We start from the raw sequence: 21,293 nt of genomic DNA, 5'->3' as shown, positions 1-21,293 counted from the left end.
TCACATATGAAACGTGGGTTGCGGGCTTTCCCGGCAGTGATCGCGGCGCTCCTGGTGGCGGTTCTCGCCCTCAGCGCCTGCAGTTCACCGGAGGAGTCGGCGGACGGCGGGGCGCCGATCCAGGTCAACACCTCCAAGGGATCGGTGACCATCAACGGTGTGCCGAAACGGATTGTGACGCTGGGTGCGCAGTGGATCGACGTCACGCTGTCCTTCGGTGTCACGCCCGTCGCCTATCTCGACAACATCCAGGTCCTGACCGGCAATCCCCCACCGTGGTCGAGCGACAAGCTCACGGAATCGACCCCGATCAGCACCGACGACATCGTGGCACAGGTGGCCAAGGCCAAGCCCGACCTGATCCTCGCGACCTCGTACATGGCCGACGATCAACCGGAGATCTACGACAGCGTCGCCAAGCTCGCGCCGACGATCCCCGGCATCACCGGGAAGCAGATCGATCCGTGGCAGGACATGGTCACCTTCCTTGGAACCGTCCTGCGGGAACCGGACAAGGCCAAGGAGATCACCGCCGGCGTCGACGCCAAGATCGACGCGGCGAAGAAGGACATGCCCGGCCTACAGGGCAAGACCTACACGATGGCGTACATGTTCTCCGGCGACCAGATCCAGGTCATGGCCGATCCCGACGACGGTTCGACCTACCTGTTCTCCTCGCTCGGCATGAGTATCGCGCCGCAGTTGGTCGCCCAGTTCCGCAAGAGTGGCCAGCCGCGCTTCCCGATCTCCACCGAAAACGTTCCGCTGCTGAACTCCGACCTGTTGGTCATCACCGCGAACACCGATCAACAGATGCAGGCACTGGAGAAGCTGCCCGGCTACCAGGGGCTGCAGTCGGTGAAGAGTGACGCCGTCAGCCGGCTGACAGTGGCCGAGATCGGTGGCCTCAACGAGCCGACACCCCTGTCCATCCCGTATGTGCTGGACAAGATGTATCCGGCGCTGCAGCACGCGGCGGCGTGACAGACCGATGAGCACCGCCGCCGACACCACGACGATCCAGACGATCTACCGGTTCACCGACGGCGCACGATGCCTGCTCGGTGGCGGTGGAGTCGCGGTGATCCTGCCCGCCAAGCAACGACTCGACAGGCTGTCGGCACCGCAGATCGCACTGTTGCGCACGCTGAACGCCGGCCCCACTGCCGTCGACGACGCCGATCCGTCCGTCAGCGAGTTGACGAACCGGCTCATCGAGAGCGGCGCGCTGTCTACGACGGTGCGGGTCGATGGCCGGGACATGTACTCGCTGAGACCGTTTCGCCGGCCGCCCGGTGCCCGACCGGGGCCAGTTGCGACGACCGATACGGTGCGCCTGTCCCGGTTCACCGTTCTCCGCCGCGTCGACGACGAAATGATCTCGGAGAATCCACGGTCCTGGTGCGACATCGCGGTGCACGATCCGACGATGCTCGCCGTCATGACCGGAATCGGCCGGAACCCAGAGGATTCGAGGACGGCATCGCTGCGCGACCGACTGGCCGCCGACCTCATCTGGGCCGGCCACGCGGTGCCCGGCGACGCCGAGGATCACGAATTCGCCACGCGCAGTTGGAGTCCACACGAGCTCTGGTTTCATCGACACAGCACCGTCGGCGACCGTGGGACGAGTTGGGCACACTTCGGTCCGACCCGCTGGGCCGACGGCGAGTTCGAACCCGTCCCGGCACGGCCGGCCACGTACCCGGGAGAAGCGATCACCCTTCCCGCTCCCGATCTGTCAGAGCTTCGCGAGCACGACCGCCCGTTCGCCGCCGTCGTCGAGGATCGGACGTCGGTCCGCGACTTCGACGATCACCGCCCGATCACCAAGCAGCAGCTGGGCGAGCTGCTGTTTCGCTGTGCGCGCACACGCGACGTGCGCACCATCAATGCGGACCGGCCCGTCGCCGAGGAACTACCGTCGCGCCCGTACCCGTCGGGTGGGTCCCTCTACGAGTTGGAGATCTATCCGGTGGTGCGCACCGCCGACGGCGTACCGGCGGGCATGTACCACTACGATTCGTTCGATCACGTCCTTCGCCCCGTGGCGTCGTATGACACTGTCGCCGTATCGAAGTTGATCGCCCCGGCCGCGCTCACGCTGGCGGACGGCCAGCTTCCGCAGGTGCTGTTCGTCCTGGCCGCACGGCCCGGGCGGATCATGTGGACGTACGAGCAGATGCCGTATGCAGTGATCCTGAAGCACGTCGGCGTGCTGACCCAAACGCTGTACCTCACCTCTACCGCAATGGGCTTGGGCGGTGTCGCGCAGGGATACGGCGACACCGCGGCGTTTGCCGAGGCGACAGGTGCCGACGAGTTGGAAGAATGCAACGTCGGCAGCTTCGTGGTCGGGACATGTCGCTGACCTGGGTTGAGGCGGTTGCCGGTCACGCCGACCCGAGATCGGATGGTGCGGATCGCAGCGTGCCGCCGATGGTCGAGGACCAGGGGAAGCGAGAGCCCCTGCCGCAGATCGGGCAGACGCCATCCGCTGATCGAGTAGTCGACGAGTGAGCGCGGAACCCCCCTACCGCTGATCGAGCAGACGACGAGCGGCAGCGACGCGGCCCTCCGCTGTCGAGTTGACGAGAGCGCCAGCGAGGCGGCCCCTCCCGCTGATCGAGTAGTCGACGAGCGGCAGCGAGGAGACGTATCGAGATCCCCTGCCACACAACCATTCAGCCCCGACGCAAGCAATCCTCGGCATCCCCGAAAAATTCTCTGCACCTTCCTCCACAAACCCCTTGACGTCGAACGCCAGTTCGAATACTTTGGATGGCATGAGAACTTCGGGGGAACTCTCACCGCTTGTCGATACACTCCGTGACCTACCCATCGTCGAGGCCGACCTGACCAAACAGTCGGCCTTCGACACGACCCAGGCACTGATCATGATGGGCAACCTGATCGCCCACCACCTGGCGATCATGGTCGGCCACCTCGACCGCCTCGGTGTGGCGAAAGACCACGGCCGCAAAATGAGTGAGTTGCTGATCGTGATGGGCCTGGCACCCGCGGTCGCGGCTCGCCTACAGCGCATCGCCGCCACCCGCGACACCCTGCCCACCCTGCACGCGCATGCCGCCGACGGCGCGATCTCCAGCGAACACGCCGACGCGGTGGTCAAAGGGATGGATCATATTGCCAAGAGATCAGCGGAACCGATCGACGACGCAGCGCGTCTAAGATTTGTGACAGATCTTCTCGGACAGTTCTTCTCCGGCGCCACCCCCGCCGACATCACCAAACACGCCCGCGCGTTAGGCAACCGGGCCGCCAACGACACCGGTGGTCTGCCCGCCTCGGAAGACCGCAACCTCAACACCCTGTCCAAAGCGTTGACCAGCGACGGACGGCTCGAAGTGCACGCCGACCTCAACACCGACGTCGGCGAAAAGTTCCACGCCGCCATCGAAGAACTAGCCAAACCCCGCCCCGAACCCGACGGCTCCCCCGACGCCCGGTCCACTGAACGTCGCCAAGCCGACGCATTGGAAACGTTGCTGGACATCGCCGCCCGCGGCGGCGATGCCGCCTCCGCACCGCGCACCCAAACCCTGATCACGGTACCCGCCGAACGACCCGCCGATGCGGAGTTGGCGTTCATGGGGTCGATCACCGAAGCCACCCTGCGCACCCTGACCTGTGACGGCACCATCACCACCATGATCGTCGACGACGAAGCCGTCCCCCTCGACATCAGCCACGACAAACGCCTGTTCCCCGCACAACTGAGAAGAGCTCTGCACCAACGCGATCGGGGCTGCATCAAATGCGGGGCACCCGCCACCCGCTGCCACGCACACCACATCAAACATTGGGCCGACGGAGGCAAAACCTACCTGGAAAACGGCTGCCTGTTCTGCCCCTCATGTCACCACGACGTCCACCACAACGGCTGGGACGTCGTCATGGGACTCGACAAACACCCCTGGCTCATCCCGCCGGCATCCGTCGACCCACAACGCCGCCCTATCCCCGCCCACAACCGGCGCACCCTCAACCTCGACAACCTGCCCACCGCCGCCTGAACCGAAACCCGGTGACCACAACCGCCAGACCACCACCGCCGACCCCTCCGCTGATCGAGTAGGTTCCGAGCCGCTAGGCGAGGGACACCCTCCGCTGATCGAGTAGGTTCCGAGCCGCTAGGCGAGGGACCGTATCGAGATCACCCAACCCAGGTCTCGATACGCAACTCACTTCGTTCGCCGCTACTCGACCAGCAAAAGAGCGACCCCACGCCGGGACCGCATCTGATCCTTGAGAACTCCATAGAGTGAAACACACACGGCGCCACACGGTGTCGCGTACCCGACGGCCACCCAAACCCGGTCACCACGACGACCGGTCCCAGGTGGTGCGTGGTACGCGACACCGGCGCCGAGCACACGCGTCAGCGATCTGGACGGTCAGACTCCGGCATCGCCACTGCCGCAGCGAGAGACGTCACCGAACGCTGCCAGAGCTCGGTGAGCTGATCGACCTCGTGAGCAGCCAGCAGATCGGCCCCGTAGCGCCAGTTGGTCACCAGCTGCGGCCCATCGTCGGTTGCCCGGACCACGGCGACCACGTCCAGGGTGTAGCGCAGAGGGAGGTCGGGTTCCGGGTCCGTCGGCAGGTGGTCGTTGATTTCCAGATCGGTGATCGGCGACCAGGGTTGCCGCGAGGTGCCCGGCGTGTGCAGGTCGAAGCGTCCGAGATAGTTGAACTCGACCTGTGGTTCGGGGGCCGCCCGCAACTGCGGGTCGTTCGCGACGTATTTCAGTACGCCGAAATCCATACCGTGGTTCGGAATCTCAGCGAGCTGTGCGCCGATCTCGGTGAGCAATTCACGCCCGCTATGGGGGTCCGCCGCAACCTGAGCGGCGTCCACCTCCCGATCCACACCCAGCCGAACCGGGAACACGGTGGTGAACCAGCCCAGCGTGCGGGTCGTGTCGATCTCCGGCCCGGCCAGCTCGTCCTCGCGGCCGTGTCCCTCGAGCGCGATGTATGCGCCACATGCGGGATCTTCGCCACGTTTCCGCCGCCATCCCGCGAGGGTGACGGTCAACGCGGTGAGCAGGAACTCACGCATACCGATCCGCCGGTCGACGGCTTGCAGAATCCGCTTCGTCGTCGGCACGTCGGTGAGCGTGACGGCCGACCGCAACGATGACCACGTGTCGGAGGTGGGATCGGGGCGGCGGGCACCGATCGCAGGGTCGGTACCCACGACGTGACGTTCCCAATACGTCTGTTGGGCAACCACGGCTGCGTCCGCGGACCGGGATACGACCCGCTGGCACCAGTGGCGGTAGTCCGTGGGTTCACCGGAGACCGCCGGCGCCCTCCCGGCAGCGATAGCCGCGCCGGCCTCGGCGATGTCGCCGAACAGGATCTGCCAGCTCACCGCATCCACGGCCAGATGGTGGATCGCCAGCAGGAGCACATCATCGGCATCCTCACGGCACAGGCGGGTTGCGGCGACAATCCGTCCCGCTGTGGGGTCGACCCGGTCGTTGGCGGCCCTGGCGGCGGCAGAGACCGCGCTGGTCAGGTCCGTCACCTCGATGGACGTGAGAACCGCGTCTGCGTCGACGGCGCCGACATCTCTGGTGATGACCCCGTCGGGGGTCTGGACGGCGCGCAACATGGCGTGGGCATCGATCAGCGCCTGTAGCACCCGACGCAGGTCGCCGTCCGACACGCCGGAGGGCACTGCGAACAGCACAGTCTGTGTGAATCGACGATGGTTGCCGTACTCGTACATCCACTCCACCACCGGCAGCGCCGGCACCAGACCCGGCCCGGCATGGGTTCCGTCCGACGTCACATCGACCGCACGATCGATCGCGTCGGCGAGATCCTGAATCGTGGGATTCGACATCACCATTCGCGGCGTGACGAGCAGTTCGCGGTCGCGGAGCGCGTTCACGGCGGCCATCGCGACGATGCTGTCCAGGCCGAGATCGAAGAAGTCCTCGTCGGCATCGGGTGCGGTTCCGAGAAGCTCAGAGACCACGTCGTGGACGATATGCCCGGTCGGCGTCAGCGGCTCGGCGCGTCCTGTCGGCCTGCTCTGCAACGCGCGGGAAGCCGACTCCTGCAACACCCGATTGTCGATCTTGCCATTGCTGTTCATCGGCAGAACGGCCAGGCAGACGATCCGCGACGGCACCATGTGCGACGGAAGGACATCCGTGAGTGATGAGCGCACGGCGCGAGAGTCGAGACCGTCTCCGGCTGCGAAACCGACCAGCGCCGGGCCGGCCGTGCGCTCGACAACGACGACTGCGGCGGATGCCACACCGGGCACCTGCCGCATCGCAGCCTCGATCTCCCCGGTCTCGATCCGATAGCCGCGGATCTTCACCTGATCGTCGCTGCGGCCCACGAACACCAGTTCACCACGGGCGTTGCGGCGCACCAGATCACCGGTGCAATACATCCGGTGGCCGGGAACGAAGGGATCGGCGACGAATCTGGTGGACGTCATCGCGGGGTTCGCCTGATAGCCGCGGACCACCTGCGCTCCGGACAGATACAGTTCGCCGGCCACCTCGTTCGGTACGTGTCGAAGGCGTGCGTCCAGGACATAGGCACCCATCCGGTCGGTCGGTGTGCCGATGACCGGTACCGCCGAATCTGCGACGCGGGCGACGACCGCCTCCACGGTCGTCTCGGTCGGGCCGTAGCAGTTGTGCACCGCGGTGTCCTGCAACGAACCGAGCTGTTGCCACAACGCCGGTCCGATGGCTTCGCCGCCGAGTGCCAGCACGGTCAGATGTCCTTGTCCGGTGCCGGTGCTGGTGCCCGCGCCGGTGTCGCCGACGAGGCCGGCGGCCGCCAACTGGCCGAACATCGATGGCGTCGTGTCGATCATGTCGACCTGCTGCTCGGACAATCCCGCGACGAGTTGACCGGCATCGCGCATCGCCTCGTCGCCGAACAGATGGATGGTGTGACCGTCGAGCAGACCGGCCAGTGGCTGCCAGGACGCGTCGAAACTGAACGTCCAGGCATGCGCGATACGCAACGGCCTGCAGAGCCGCGCCCGCGCCGGTGCCAGCATGTGGTCGCGATGGTCGCGGCAGTAGCTGACCAGTGCGGAGTGGGTTCCGATGACGCCCTTGGGTTCCCCCGTCGATCCGGACGTGAAGATCACGTACGCGGCGCTGCCGTGGTGGATGGCGGGCGGCTCGATGGTGTCGGGGTGACCGGCGATCCGTTCGGCCGTGGCGGGCTCGTCGACCACCACCAGGCCTGCCGTCGATGAACGGAAACGATGTTCATGTGCGGCGTCGGTGATCGCGACGGCCACCCCGGCCTGGTCCAGCATGGTCGCGATGCGCTGATCCGGCAGCGCCACGTCGATCGGCACATATGCTGCGCCGGCAAACATCGTCGCCAAGAGTGCGACCACGGACTCGGTTGACCGTGGTACCGCCACGGCCACAACCGACTCCGGTCCTACCCCCTGTGCGGAGAGTTCCACGCCGAGTCGCGCGGCGCGCGCAGCGAGCTCCCGATAGCTGAGGATGTCGTCGCCCTCGACGATCGCGGGTGCGGCGGGAGTGCGGCGGCACTGGTCGAGGAAGGCCGACACCACGGTGCGCGACAGGTCCACGAGATCGTCGCCGACGCGCTTCTCGGCTGCCGCCGACAACAACGCCCGCTCGGCCGGGAGCAGAATGTCGAGGTCGTCGGGGTCACGGCTGCCGGCCTCGGGGAGTTGTTCGAGCACCCGGAGAACGCGGCGAGCCACGTCGGCAGCCTCGATCGTGCCGAGCGCCCCCTCGATCGCCTCGGTGATGACGATGAGTTCGCCGTCGAGCAGGTAGGCGACAATGGTGAGCGGATAGTGCGCGAGGCTCTCCATCGCTAGCGGCAGGAAACGTGTGCCGTCGGGTGTGCTGATCGGTTCGGTCGCGGCACCGATCGGTGCATTCTCGAACACGAACAGCGTGTCGAACAAGGCCGGATGTCCGGTGGTGCGCTGGATCTCGGACAGCCCGAGGTACCCCTGGTCGCGCATCGCACTGGATTCCCGTTGTAGTGCAGCGCACTTGTCGGCCACGGTCTTGGTGTCGCCGGTGTCCGCGGTCAACCGGACGCGGGATGGGACGGTGTTGATGAACAGGCCGATCATCTCGTCGGCGCCCGCCAGTCCCTGTGGCCGACCGGAGATGGTGGTGCCGAACACGACGTCGTCGCGGTTGGTCAGTCGGCCGAGCACGGTGGCCCAGGCGTACTGGACCGCGGTGTTCACCGTCAGCCCGGCCGATCGCGCCCACGCGACGAGCCGCCCGGTCTCCGGTTCCGGCAGCCGATGTCGGCTGCGGACGGGTTCGGTGACGTGTTCGGTCGCCTGCGCGCCGGCCGAGCCGAGCATGAGTGGTTCGACACCGGCGAGATACCGCTGCCAGCGGGCCCGCGCAGCCTCCGTGTCCTGGGCCGCCAGCCAGGCGATGTAGTTGCGGTACGGGCGAACCGGTGCCAGCATCTCGCTCGACCCGTCTGCCGCATAGATGGCGAGGAGTTCTCGGAAGAAGAGTGCGATCGACCAGCCGTCCATCAGGATGTGGTGAGCGGTGACCAGCAAGCGCCATCGTTCACCCGGGAGTGCGACGAGCGTGACTCGCAGCGACGGGCCGTTCCGCAGATCGAACCGGCGTGCGCGTTCCGCGGTGGCGAGTTCGTCGAACTCGGCGGCCGCGGTGATCGTCACCTCCTCCCACGGCACGGTCACCGATCGCGGGACGATCTGGACCGGCTTCGGAATATCTTTGTCCCACAGCGATACCCGCAGATTCGGATGTCGCTGGAGAATCGCTGCGACCGAACGACGAAGCCGATCGGAGTCGAGCGCTCCGGTGACCTCCACGACGAACTGCATGGTATAGATGTCGAGTCCGTCGCCGCTCATCTCCGACAGGGTGAAGAGACCCCCCTGCAGTGGGCTGAGGGCGAGGACGTCTTCGATCTCCGATGCCGCGCTCACCGCTGCGACTCCCAGGCCGCACCGATCGAGGCCAACATGTCATCACTGAGGCCCGAGGCGCTCATCGGCGCCACGTCAACCTCCGCGGGCGTCTCAGTGGGATCGTCGGTCCCACCGTCTGCGGCATCGACGGCGGCGGCGAGTTCGGCTATCGAGTAATGGTCGAAGATCTGTTGTGGCGCGAGCGCAAGACCCTCGGCAGTCGCGCGTGCCGACCATTGGATCGAGATGACGCTGTCGCCACCGACAGCGAAAAAGTTGTCGTCGCGGCCCAGGCCGTCGACTCCGAGCAGGTCGGAGAGGATCGCTATGAGGCGTTCCTCGGTGGGTGTCTGTGCGCCGCCTCCCGCGGTTGCCGCCATCGCCTGCACCACGGGGGCCGGTTCGGTGTCGCCGAACGGGTCCGTCAGCGAGGATCCCGGTGCGAGTGCTGCCAGCGTCTCGCCCAGTGCCGCTGCGGCTCCCGGTTCGGTGACCACCCAGTCCCGCACCGAGCCGAGGTCAGTGGTCCCGGCGTGTTGCAGGGCGGCCAGCGTTCGCGGCCCGGCGTACACCCGGTGTGGACGTTCACGGGTGATCAGGTCCGCGAGTTCGGCGGGGTCCTCGTTGTGCTGGTCGGCGGTGATCACCCCGGGCAGCGGCGGTAATGCGATGTCGCTCAGACGGGTTCGGGCGTCCTCGCCGAACGATCCGAGCATCGTCTCGAGGGACCGGGCGATCCCGTCGACCGTCTGCTGCTCGTAGAGGTCGGCGGTACCGACCACGCGTCCGTCAAGGCCGCCGTCCTCGGTGACGGTGAGGATCACGTTGAGATCGAGGAACGATGTGTCCTGTTCGACCGGCAGCAGGGCGATCGTCGATCGTCCATCGGCGGCCAGCGGTCGCCCGGCGGTGTTCTGATCCCGATCCCGGAAGTGGATCATGCTCTGGAACAACGGGTTGCGGGATCGGGTTCGTCGCGGGTTCAGCGCCTCGACGAGCCGTTCGATCGGTACATCCTGATGGGCGAAGGCGTCGAGCACCGTGTCCCGGCACCGACCGATGAGCTCGCGCACGGTCGGATCGCCGTCGGTGCGGGTCCTCAAGACGACCATGTTGGCGTACAGGCCGACGAGGTTCTCCGTTCCGGGGTCGACGCGTCCGGCGACCGGTGTGCCGACGGCGATGTCCTCACCCCCACCGAGCCGGGTGATCAGGGCGGTCAGCGCCGTCGTCACCATCATGAACTCGGTTGCGCCGCAGTCGTCTGCGACTCGACGCAGGCGCGCGCGGTCCTGCGGCGACAGCGACAGGTCGGCGAGCACCCCGGCTCTGGTCAACGCCTGCGGCCGTGGACGATCGGCGGCCACGGTGATCGCGTCGGGCTGCCCGGCGAGTGCGGCACGCCAGTGATCGATCTGCCGGCGACCGAAGTCCGCGGCCTCGTCATCGACGTGCTGCCCCGACTCGACACCGACCGGGAAGACGCGGTGCTGCCATCGGGCGTAGTCGGTGTAGGTGAGCTCGGGCGCGGGCATCTCCGGGTCGCGGCCCGCTGTGCGTGCCCGGTAGGCGTCGATGAGGTCGGCGAGCAGCACGTCGGTGGACCAGTGGTCGATCACCATGTGGTGCACGACGAGGGACAGCACATGCCGGGTCTCGCTCTCCCGCAACAGTGCCGGACGAAGCAGCGGGCCGGATCCGAGATCAAAGGCGTGATGTCGAGCATCCGCGAGCGCGGCGTCGATCGCGTCGGAACCGTCGAGCTCAATGAGCGGTAGATCGAGCTCGACGGTGTCGGCCACGTGGGCCGTTGGCAGCCCGTCCAGTTCGGCGAAGGTGGTGCGGAGCGCCGCATGCCGGGCGACGACGTCGCCGAGTGCGGCGTGCAGCGCGATTGTGTCCAGGGGTCCGTCGATCCGCAGCGCGAGCGGTATGTTGCCCGCGGCGCCGGGTCCCGAGAACCGGTGCTGGAACCACATCGCGAGCTGCGAGAACGACAGTGGGACGGGGCCGGTGTGGTCGGTGTGCGCCAGCAACGGACGGTCGGACACGAATGGTGTCGGCGCAATCGGTTCCATCGTGTCGACGGAGTCGTCGATGTCGCCGAGCTCGTCGAGATCGATACCGAATTCGTCCCGTACGGCTGCGTTCACAGCGGCGGCGAGCGCCGAGACGGTCGGATTGTCCAGCGGCAGGCGCACATCGACGTCGATTCCGAACTCGGTGGTCAGCGTGGTCACCAATCGCGCGGCCAGCAGCGAGTGCCCGCCGAGGTCGAAGAAGGATGCACCAGCCGTGATGTCGTCGCGGCCGAAGAGGCCCGCATACACCGCAGCGATCCGCTTCTCGGTCGGTGTCTCGGGAGCACGATCGGACTCAGATGCCACCGCGATGATGGGCAGCGCATCCCGATCGAGCTTGCCGTGCGCGGTCAGTGGCACTTCGTCGATCACCGCCAACGCCGAGGGCACCATGTAGTCCGGCAATCGGGTGCGGGCGTACCGGGCCACATCGTCGAGATCGATGGCGGCGTGTGCCGCGGGGATCACGTAGGCGATCAGGCGGGCGCCGGCGTCGTCGGATTCGACGAGCACCACCGCGTGGGCGACGTCGGGATGCTCGGTGAGACCGGCCTCCACCTCTCCCAATTCGATCCGGTATCCGCGCACCTTGACCTGTTCGTCGGCGCGCCCGACGAATTCGAGATCGCCGTGAGCGTTTCGGCGGGCGAGGTCACCGGTGCGGTAGAGGCGTCCGCCGGGAGTGAAGGGGTCGGCGACGAAGCGTGTCGCGGTCAGCATCGGGCGGCCGAGGTAGCCGCGGGCGAGTTGCGGGCCACCCAGATAGATCTCGCCGACGACTCCGTCGGGCACGAGGTGCAGTCCCGGGTCGAGGAGATAGCTGGTCACGTTGGTGTTGGGCGTGCCGATCGGCACGACCGCACTGCCCTGGTGCGTGTTGACCGGGTAGTGGGTGGCCGCGACGACAGCCTCGGTCGGTCCGTAGTTGTTCGAGAGTGCAGCATCGAACGTCGTGGTGAAGGCGTCGGCCACCTCACCCGAGAACGCCTCACCACCGACCGGCACGGTCCGCAGCATCGTCCACTGTTTGACCTCGGGCACCATCAGCAATGTCGCCAGCAGGGTCGGCACCATGTGCATCACGGTGACACGCTGCCGGACGAGCAGATCCGCCATGTAGGCGATGTCCTGCACAGCACGGGGTTTCGGCACGACGAGCGTGGCTCCCACGGCCAACGTGCAGAAGATCTCGAACATCGACGCGTCGAAACTCACCGACGACGTCTGCACGAGGCGGTCGTCAGCACCGAGGACCTCACCCGCACCGAAGCCGATCAGGTGGTCGGCGATGGCATCGTGCGCCACCGCGACTCCCTTGGGCGTGCCGGTGGAGCCGGAGGTGTAGATCACGTAGGCGACGTTCGACGGACGCAGCGGCGAGAGACGGTCGGCGTCGGTCGGGGCCACCGAGCGTTCGTCGCTCACCGCCGCCTCTGCGCGGGCAAGATCGTCGGCATCGAGCACGATATATGGCGCAGCGTCCGCGATCAGGAAGTCGGTTCGGTCCGCCGGATAGTCCGGGTCGATCGGGAGGTACGCCGCTCCCGATTTGAGCACGGCCAGCGCGGCAGCGACGAATTCCACGGACGCGCCGAGTCGCAGCCCCACCAGCTGCTCGGGGCCCACGCCGGATCGGATCAGCCAGTGCGCCAACCGGTTGGATCGTTCGTCGAGCTGCCGATAGGTGAGGGCGGTGCCGTCGGATACGACCGCTTCGTGATCCGGCCGGGCCGCCACCGCTGCGGCGAACAGGTCCACCACGGTCGTCTCGGCCACCGCCGATCGATGTCCGGTGGAGCGTGCCACCACCTGGTCGCGCCCCACCGGGCTCAAGATGTCGTGGTCACGGATGGAACGGTCGGGTTCGGCGAGCATCCGGTCGAGCAGGTACAGGTACGCGTCGGCCACGTCCGCAGCAAGAGTTTCACCGAAGATCGCTGTGTCGTATTCGATCTCGAACATCGGCGTCGCACCGGAGACGATGCTGAACTCGAGTGGCAGCTGACCGTTCGGGGTGCCCAGTTCATCGAGGTGGGTGGCGGTGATACCGGCCAGCGCGAATCCGTCGGCCGCCGATCGTGCGCTGAGGCTGACCGACACCAGCCGGCCGAGACCGTCCTCGCCCGAGGCGCGTTCGGGATTGATGGCACCGACGACCACGTCGACCGGTGCACTCTGGTGGGCCAAGCCGTCGACGAGGCGGTCGCCTGCTGCGGCGACCAGTCCGGTGAACGAATCGTCGGCGGACATGCGCGTCCGACACAACAACGTATTGCCGAAATAGCCGATCAGGCCCGACGCCTGCGCGGGGCGGTGGGTGACCGGGATTGCGACGGTGAAGTCGTCGGCACCGGCGATTCGATGCACGAGGGCATCGAGTGCGGCCGCGTGCACCGTGAACGGGCTCACCGACGCTGCGCGCGCGGCCTTCTCGACACGATCGACCAGTGCCGTCGGCAGCTCGCGCGCCAGGCGTGCGTTGGTGCGCGCTCCTGCAGTCGTTGCATGGTCGCGGGTCGGGAGTGCCAGCGGTTCCGGAATGGGCGTCAGTTCTTCTCGCCAGAACGCCAGATCTGTTGCAACAGTCTGCATATCAACAGTCGGGATGTCGACGTACTGCCGCGCCGGCGGTGGCGGTATGTCGGAGTCCTTGTTGTAGCCCCGGTTGACCTCCCCGAACAGCACCGGCCAGGATTCGTCGTCCCAGCAGATGTGGTGGACCGTGAGCATGAGCACGTGCTGTTCGTCGCCCAGTCGGACCAGCAGTGCCCGGATGGGTTGCGCGCTGCTCAGGTCGAACGACGTCCCGAACTCACGGCGCGCGAGGACGGCGAGGCGGCGGTCCCGGCTGCGGCCGGACAGTTCGGCGATGTCGGCGGTCTGCCATGGCATGTCGGCGGCGGCGCGGTGGCGTGCCACGGGATCACCGTTCGAGCCGACTTCGTAAGTGGTGCGCAGGATCTCGTGTCGCGCGACCACGCCGTCGAATGCGGCGCGGAGCCGGTCGGCGTCGAGCGGGCCGTCGAGCCGATACGCGACCCCGACGTTCAGCGTCGTATCCGCGGCGTCGCGGTGCGAGACGAACCAGAGTCGACGCTGCGCCGGGGACAGTTCGCTGGTCGCCCCGTCCGGCCTTGCGTCCCCGCCTACCGATTCGGCCTCGGCACTCCCCAGCCCACCGGCCTCCAGCCGCTTGCGGAGGAGTTCTTTCCTGCGTCGAGTGACGTCGTCAGCCATGCCGAAAGTCTACCAAGGTAAGCCTAACCACACTCGCGGTGGCCTAGAGCGAGCACGGAATCTGCGCGTACGCGCCGATGTCACAGATCGAACGGTTGGACAGTTTCCACTGCCCGCCCTTCCAGACCCAATACACCGGCATGCGGGCCGGCTGATAGCCCGGCGATTTCAGTTCCAGGGTGGCCTTGACCGTGTTGCCGTTGACAGAGACCGGGCCGACGACCCGGTAGGTGAAACCGAGCGGCTTGAAGCGCTGCAGCAACATCACGACCGGCTGTGCCTGGTTGACCGCGCGCTGTCCACCCTCGAGCCGCTGGGCCTTCTGTGCGTTGGAGCCGCCGCCCACCAGGACGTCGAGGTCATTCTGCAGCTGCGCGACGGTGGGCGTGGAGCGCGACACCTGGGTGGTCCGGGGTGTCGGCTGCGACTGGGTCTGGGTCGGCGCCGCCTGCGGAATCGCGCCGGGTGCGAGTCCGCCACCGGAAGCGCCACCCCCGGTCGGCAGATCGGCACTGCTTCCGTCCTCCTCCGCAGCCGGCGCGGGTGCGGGTGCGGTGCCGGTGGCGGCGGGGGCGGCAGCCTGCGGCGTACCGGCGGGTGCAGCTGCCGGAGACGACTCATTCTGCGCGGATCCGAGATTGACCACCGTCGGCTGCGCACCGGCCGACGTCCGATCTCGCCCGACGTCGGACAGCAGGAGCCCGACGACACCGATGGTCACCACCAGGGCCGAGATGATCGCGGAGACACCGCCGGCCATCATCACCGTCGGCCAGTTGACACTTCCCCCTGAACCGTTCCTCGCCTGACCCGAGGCGCCACCACCGGCGGGCGCCTGATCGGTCTCCACGTCGTCGCGCTGCGTCGCAGCACTATATGCCTGCCCACCGATCGGCCCGGTGTCTGTCTCGTCGTATGCACGCGACATTGGACCCACTCCCTTGCTTGGACTCGTTTTGAGTCGTTAGCCTAACCTTACTTCATTGCCCTGCGAGGGCATCACCGCATGAGAGCGACGACGTCGCGCAGCGACGCGCCACCGAGAATCGCCTCGATCGGGAGATCACGGTCCAGCGACGACTTCACGCGCTTGCGAAAGTCGAGCGCCTGCAGCGAATCGAGACCGAGCGCCACCAACGGGAGATCCGGGTCGAGGTCGTCTCCACCCGACAAACCCATCGCCACGGCCAGTTCGGCACGCAGGGCATCCGGGAGTGCGCCGACGGCCGGCGCCGCGGTCGATGTCTGCTCGGCGAGGTCGGCGTGCGCGCCATCGGGTTCGACGCACACTGATTCCGCCACTGGCCGATTCGCCGTCGACACCGGCCGCGAGACCGGGGTGTCGGGAACCTCGGATAGGACGAGATCCGCCCCGAACAGGGCGAGCACGTCGCGCACCTCGGACCAATCCGCCGCCGCCACGATGCTGTCGCCGGACAGGTCCGCGAGTCCTGCGGCGATCGCGGCCGACGGTGCCATCGGCACCATGCCCGCGCCCTCGACCCTGGCGACGCCGTCCTCGTCGAGCGGTCCCTGCACCCGCCAGAGACCCCACTCGATGGCGACGGCTGCCGTCCCATCGGCGCGCAGCTGCGTCGCGGCGATGTCGAGCATCCGGTTCGTCATGGCATAGAGCGGCTGGGCCCGGCCACCGAGTGTCGCGGCGATCGACGAGCACAGCACCACCGACAGATCGTCGGACCGCCGGATGACGCCGAGCAGGTTCTGCAGGCCGACGACCTTGGCGTGCATCGCGTCTGCGATCAGAGCGGGCGAGATGGCGTCAATGGAGGTGTCGACATAGGTCATCGCCGTGTGGATCACGAAAGAGACCGGCACAGCCAGAGACTCGGCCAGATCCGCAACTGCCGCTTCGTCACCGAGGTCGCAGGTGAGGACGTCGACGGCGGTGCCGGTCCGTCTGCGGAGTGCATCGAGTCGGCGCGCGGTGTCGGCCGAGCCCCCCGATCGACTGACAAGGCTGATGCGGCCGGCCCCGGTCGCGGCGAGATGCTCACAGAACTCGAGACCGAGTTTGCCGGTGCCACCGGTGATCAGGACATGATCGACGTTCGGCTGCGACGCGTCACCGACGGCGTCGGCCGGCAGCAGGCGCTTGACGTACAACGTTCCATCGCGCAGGGCGAGCTCCGGTTCGCGCGCCACGTGAATCGCGGACACCACAGCGGCGCCGCATGATTCGTCGGTGTCGGCGGCAAGATCCAGGTGCCGCAATCGAACCCCCGGGTACTCGGCCGCCGCGCACCGCAGCGCCGAGGTCATCGCACCGTGCACGACGTCGGGCACCGGATCCGAGGCCACCACGTTCTCGCCGCCGACGGTCACCCACCAGAACTGCTCGGGCATCCGGTCCAGGCCCGAGCGCCAGCGGCCGTCCGCCAACACGTGCGCCACATGATCCTGCACCGCATCGGTTTTCGTTCCCTGCGGTCCGGTCAGCAGGATGGCCGTGTCGATGTCGGCGAGATCGACGCCCTCGCCCGGTCCAGAGTCCGGGTCGACGACGACGGCCACGGCGGCATTGTCGGCGGCGGCCGCACAGATCTCGCGGGCGAGGTCGCCGCACTGACCGGTGGGATCGAGGACGGCGATCCGCCGCGGCGGCAGCAACGTCCGGCGCTTGAGCGGCCGCCAGGAGGTGGTCAGCCGGTGCACCGAGCGACCCGCTTGGTGGGATGCCCAGTCCGGCGTGTTCACCTCGTCACCCACCCCGGATTCCCGGTCCGCCCACAGGTGAACGCGACGCATCACCGTATTCGGGAAGCCCTCCAGGGGGGCCATCGCCGCACCCGTCGAGCTCGCCTCAGGAAGCATTGCTTCCCAACGGAATCCGGTGTCGGCCACTGCGAGTGCGGCGACGTTACGCGTGAACTCCTCGAGTCCGTCGGCGTCCCGCCGCGAGGTCCCGATCACCGGCCGCGCCGCAATTCCGCCATCGTCCACCATCGACAGGGTCTCCCCCAAGGCCAGCAGCAGGGTCGGGTGTTCGGACATCTCGATGAAGAAGTCGGCCCCGTGGTCTGCCACGGCAGCAGAGATCGCCTTGTCGAATCGAACCCGGTTGCGCAGATTCCAGAACCAGTAATCACCCAACGCCATCGACTCGTCGATCGCGGCGCCGAGCGTGGCGCCGATGCACGGCATCGTCCCGGCCTGCATCGTGTCGTTCTCGAGGTAGGTACCCAGCGCATCGAGGAAGCCGGGCTGGTACTCGCTGACGATGCTGGTGTGCGCCGGGTATTCCACGCGGATCTCCTTGGCGAACTTTCCCTGCGCTGTGAGCGAATCCACCATGTCGACAACCACGTCGCGCTTACCGGAGATGCACAGGATGTGCGCGGAGTTGACCACCGACAGTTGGGCCCATCCCGAATGGCGGGCCAGCATGTCCTCACACTCGTCGGTGTCGATTCCGACCACGGCCATGGTGTGTCCGCGCGGTGCCAGCTCATGCACCAGGCGAGCCCGGATGGTGACGATGGTCAGGGCGTCGGACAGCGTCATCGCCCCGCTACGGTAGGCGGCGGCGATCTCGCCCTGGGAGTGGCCGACGGTGAGCGCGGGGACCACACCGGCCGCATCCCACATCGCGGTGATCCCGACCATCTGCATGAACAGGGCGGGCTGGACCACGCGCACATCCGTGGCCGAGGGTTCTTCCGGGTCGATGGCTCCGAGGACGTAGTCCCGCGGCGATGTCCCGAACAGCCGTAGCGACTCGTCGTGACACATGTCGACGGCGCGCCGATAGTGTTCGGAGAGTTCGTGATACCGCCGCCCCATGCCGGGCCGTTGACTGCCCTGGCCAGGGTAGGTGTACGCGACGCGCCGCGGGCCCGCCGGCCCGTTACCGGCGACGATGTCGGGGTGCGGCCGCCCGTCCGCGAGTGCGTCGAGAGCGTCGGCCAGCTGCGTCGAGTCGGTGGCCATCACCACCGCCCGATGACGCCGGGCCGGGCGGGTACGGAGCAGATGTGCTCCGATGCTTGCGGCCGGCACCGACGGGTGCGCGCGTATGTAGTCGCGAATCGCGGCGGCTTCGGCGGCGACGAGTTCGGCGGCGTCCGACGACACCAGAACCGCCACACGGCCGTCGGGCAGCGTCGGCCCCACCGCCTTCGCAGAATCGTCAGACATGCGCAACCTCGCTCTCGGACACGGGCATCCCGATGATGGTGTGGGCGTTGGTGCCGGACACCCCGAAGCTCGACACGGCGGCGTAGCGGTGCGATCCCCGCGGCTCCCAGACCTGCCGCTCGGTGGACAGTCGCAGTGCGCCGCGCTCCCAGTCGAGCTTGTCGGTGGGGTCATCGGCGAACAGGCTCGGCACGGTGACACCCTGGCGACCGCACAGGAGCACCTTGATCAGCCCGAGCATGCCGGCCGCCGCCTGGGCATGTCCCGCGTTGGACTTCACCGAGCCGAGGAGCACCGGGTCGTCGGCCGGCCGGGCCATCCCGTAGGTGTTCTGCAATGCCGCCAGCTCCATCGGGTCACCGACCGGGGTGCCGGTCCCGTGGCCTTCGACGACGTCGATGTCGCTCGGGCAGATCCCGGCGGCAGCGATGGTCCGTTCGACGAGTCGTTGCTGGGCCCGCTGATCCGGGACCACGATCGGACCGCCACCGCCGTTGTGATTGACCCGGGTGGCGAGCACGGTACCGAGGATGCGGTGGCCCAGTCGTCGTGCACGCCCCTCGGACTCCACCACCACGACTCCGGCGCCCTCGCCCCACAGCGTGCCGGTGGCCGATGCGCTGTAGGAGCGGCAGTGTCCGTCGGCGGAGAGACCGTTGTTCTTGGCGAACTCGAAGAACGCGCCGGGAGAGCCCATCACGCAGACACCACCGGCGAGCGCCCATTCGCAATCGCCGTTGCGGATCGCGTTCGCGGCGAGATGCAGTGCGGTCAGCGACGATGCACAGGCCGTGTCCACGGTCATCGACGGGCCGACCGTCCCGAGGGTGTGGGAGATGCGTCCGGCAACCGCACCCAGGGCGGTGCCCGCGATGCGGTGACCGGAGTATTCGTTGACCGCCGCGGCGCGCGGACCGTACTCGCAGATCGACGCCCCCATGTAGACGCCGACCTCCTCCTCGGTGAGCGCGGCCGGATTGATACCGGCGTTCTCCAGCGCCCGCCAGGCCACCCTCATCGCCACCCGCTGCTGCGGATCCATGGCGACCGCCTCGCGCGGGCTGACACCGAAGAACAGAGGATCGAAGTCGGCAGCGCCGCTCAGAAATCCTCCGGCGTCGGGGACCTCACCCCAGCCGTCGAGAGCACCGAGTGCGAGGAGTTGGTCCACCGGCCAATCCCGGTCACGTGGGAACGGTTCGATGAGTTCCACACCGTCGGCGAGCGCCGTGAAGAATGCCTCGGGTGTCTCGATTCCACCCGGCGCCTCCACGCCCACACCGGAGATGACGATCGGGTCCGATGCCTCCATCAGCGGCCTGCCCGTTGTCCGGCGCCCACCGAGCCGCGTGCCGCATCGCGCACCTCGGTCAACACCTCGAGGACCTCGGGGCCGTTGTCGTGCAGATAGAAATGCCCGCCGTCGAGCACGCTCACCGAGACATCGTCGGCATGGGCGCTCCAGGTGTGCAGGTCGTGCGGCTTGATAGCCGGATCGTCGGCCCCACCGATGACCGTGAGAGGCGCGGAGATCCGGTCATCGGTGGTGGCGCGGTAGGCGTCGAAGGCCTGATAGTCCGCGCGGAGCACCGGTAAGGCCATCCGCATGACCGCTTCGCTGCCCATGACGCCGTCGCCGGTTCCCTCGAGCACCGACAGGTGTGCCATCAGACCCTCGTCATCGGTGGGGTGTGGCGGCAGGTCGGCCACCTTGCTCGGTGCCGTCGCGGCCGAGACGACGAGCCCGGTCAGCGGGATCGCCGTCTGCTCGGCCAACCGGACGAACTCGAATCCGACGATGGCGCCGAGGCTGTGGCCGAACACGGTCAGCGGCGCAGTCGACCAGTCGGCGCGCGCCGTGTACGCCGCGTGGGCTTCGGCGGCCAGGTCGCCGAGGCCGGACGCGGCGGGTTCGGCCATCCGATCCTGTCGGCCGGGATACTGCATGACCAGCACCGTGAACTCGCGGCTGAACAGTTCGGACAGTGCGCGATACGCCGACGCCCCCGATCCGGCGTGCGGAAAGAGCAGCAGCGGAGGAAGATCCGGGCGCAGCGGCTGATGGAACTGGCGTACCGGGCTCAGTGCGGGGCGCGGTGGGGTGTTCTGGTTGTGCATCATGATGTCGTCTTTCGGAGGGGGCTGGAGTATGGGTTAGCCTGACGGAAGCATTCCCTCGAGACCGAACGGAGCCGATCCGCATGGATTCCGCCGACAACAGACTGCTTGCCACGTATGCGATCGGCCGCGAGATCACCGATGTCCCTGCGGAAGTCGTCGCCGCAGGCGCACCGGTCGTCCCGGAGCTGACCGGCCCGTTCCGGCTGCGGCCGGTGGACCCGACCGGCAGCGATCCGGCGATGCTGGTGTCGTGGTTCGCGCGGGAACACCTCGTGCAGTCCTGGGAACAGGAATGGTCGGAGCAGAAGTGGCGCGCGGACTCCGCCCACCGACAGGCCGGCGACTACTCGCGACCCCTGATCGTCTCCCTCGACGGCGTCGAGATCGGTTACATCGAGCTGTACCGGCCGGCCCGCGACGAGATCTCCCGGTTGTACCCGGCCGACCCGCACGACATGGGTCTGCACATCGCCACTGCAGCAACCGAATTGCTGGGCCGCGGCGTGATGTCGGCGTGGATGGCCGAACTCGCTCGCGCGATCTTTGATGCCGATCCCCGTTGCCGCCGGGTCGTTCTGGAACCGGATGCCCGCAACCGACGAATGCGTCGGGCGTTGACGAAGTACGGGTGGACCGACGTCGGCGAGTTCGATGTACGTCCCGACCGCCGCATCGCGCTGCACATCCTGGGCCGTACCCCTGCGGACGTCCCGTCCGGGTAG

The 21,293-nt window shown here is 67.5% G+C and carries 10 protein-coding genes; 4 read left to right on the top strand and 6 right to left on the bottom strand.

Annotation, left to right across the window (positions count from 1 at the left end; genetic code table 11):
* Positions 1–6 precede the first annotated feature (6 nt).
* The 3 genes from ACVT6V_RS07660 to ACVT6V_RS07650 all read left to right on the top strand — a co-directional run bounded on the left by ACVT6V_RS07660 (position 7) and on the right by ACVT6V_RS07650 (position 4,037).
* Entirely contained in the window at positions 7–984 is a 978-nt protein-coding gene (locus tag ACVT6V_RS07660) for an ABC transporter substrate-binding protein (RefSeq protein ID WP_489899207.1), read from the top strand.
* Between the two features lie 7 nt (positions 985–991).
* Positions 992–2,371: a SagB family peptide dehydrogenase gene (locus ACVT6V_RS07655; RefSeq protein ID WP_489899206.1), complete on the top strand. Its 1,380-nt coding sequence runs from the start codon at positions 992–994 to the stop codon at positions 2,369–2,371.
* A 415-nt stretch (positions 2,372–2,786) separates the two neighbouring features.
* Entirely contained in the window at positions 2,787–4,037 is a 1,251-nt protein-coding gene (locus ACVT6V_RS07650; protein ID WP_489899205.1) for an HNH endonuclease, read from the top strand.
* 365 nt (positions 4,038–4,402) lie between these two features.
* Here ACVT6V_RS07650 and ACVT6V_RS07645 read toward each other — a convergent pair whose 3' ends face one another.
* From ACVT6V_RS07645 to ACVT6V_RS07620, 6 genes are all read right to left on the bottom strand, one after another.
* Positions 4,403–8,992 carry an amino acid adenylation domain-containing protein gene (locus tag ACVT6V_RS07645; protein WP_489899204.1) on the bottom strand — a complete coding sequence of 1,530 codons (4,590 nt, stop codon included), beginning with the start codon at positions 8,990–8,992 and terminating at the stop codon, positions 4,403–4,405.
* Positions 8,989–14,292, bottom strand: coding sequence for an amino acid adenylation domain-containing protein (locus tag ACVT6V_RS07640; protein WP_489899203.1), 5,304 nt, complete (start codon positions 14,290–14,292; stop codon positions 8,989–8,991). The genes ACVT6V_RS07645 and ACVT6V_RS07640 overlap by 4 nt, the downstream gene beginning before the upstream one ends.
* A gap of 43 nt (positions 14,293–14,335) precedes the next feature.
* Positions 14,336–15,220, bottom strand: coding sequence for an MTB12 C-terminal domain-containing protein (locus tag ACVT6V_RS07635; RefSeq protein ID WP_489899202.1), 885 nt, complete (start codon positions 15,218–15,220; stop codon positions 14,336–14,338).
* A gap of 71 nt (positions 15,221–15,291) precedes the next feature.
* Entirely contained in the window at positions 15,292–18,450 is a 3,159-nt protein-coding gene (nbtC, locus tag ACVT6V_RS07630) for a nocobactin polyketide synthase NbtC (protein WP_489899201.1), read from the bottom strand.
* The gene (locus ACVT6V_RS07625; RefSeq protein ID WP_489899200.1) at positions 18,443–19,762 is read right to left on the bottom strand and encodes a beta-ketoacyl [acyl carrier protein] synthase domain-containing protein; all 1,320 of its coding nucleotides are present in this window, start codon (positions 19,760–19,762) and stop codon (positions 18,443–18,445) included. The genes nbtC and ACVT6V_RS07625 overlap by 8 nt, the downstream gene beginning before the upstream one ends.
* Entirely contained in the window at positions 19,762–20,571 is an 810-nt protein-coding gene (locus ACVT6V_RS07620; protein ID WP_489899199.1) for a thioesterase II family protein, read from the bottom strand. Before ACVT6V_RS07620 ends, ACVT6V_RS07625 begins: the two co-directional genes overlap by 1 nt.
* 80 nt (positions 20,572–20,651) lie before the next feature.
* On the opposite strand from ACVT6V_RS07620, the gene ACVT6V_RS07615 reads away from it, so the two are divergent.
* Positions 20,652–21,293 (top strand): GNAT family N-acetyltransferase, encoded by a 642-nt coding sequence (locus ACVT6V_RS07615; RefSeq protein WP_489899198.1) that lies wholly within the window; start codon positions 20,652–20,654, stop codon positions 21,291–21,293.

It is taken from the genome of Gordonia sp. LMA167, from assembly GCF_058130025.1.
The sequence above is the reverse complement of the archived record's forward strand: the minus strand, read 5'-3'. Positions and strand labels throughout refer to the sequence as shown.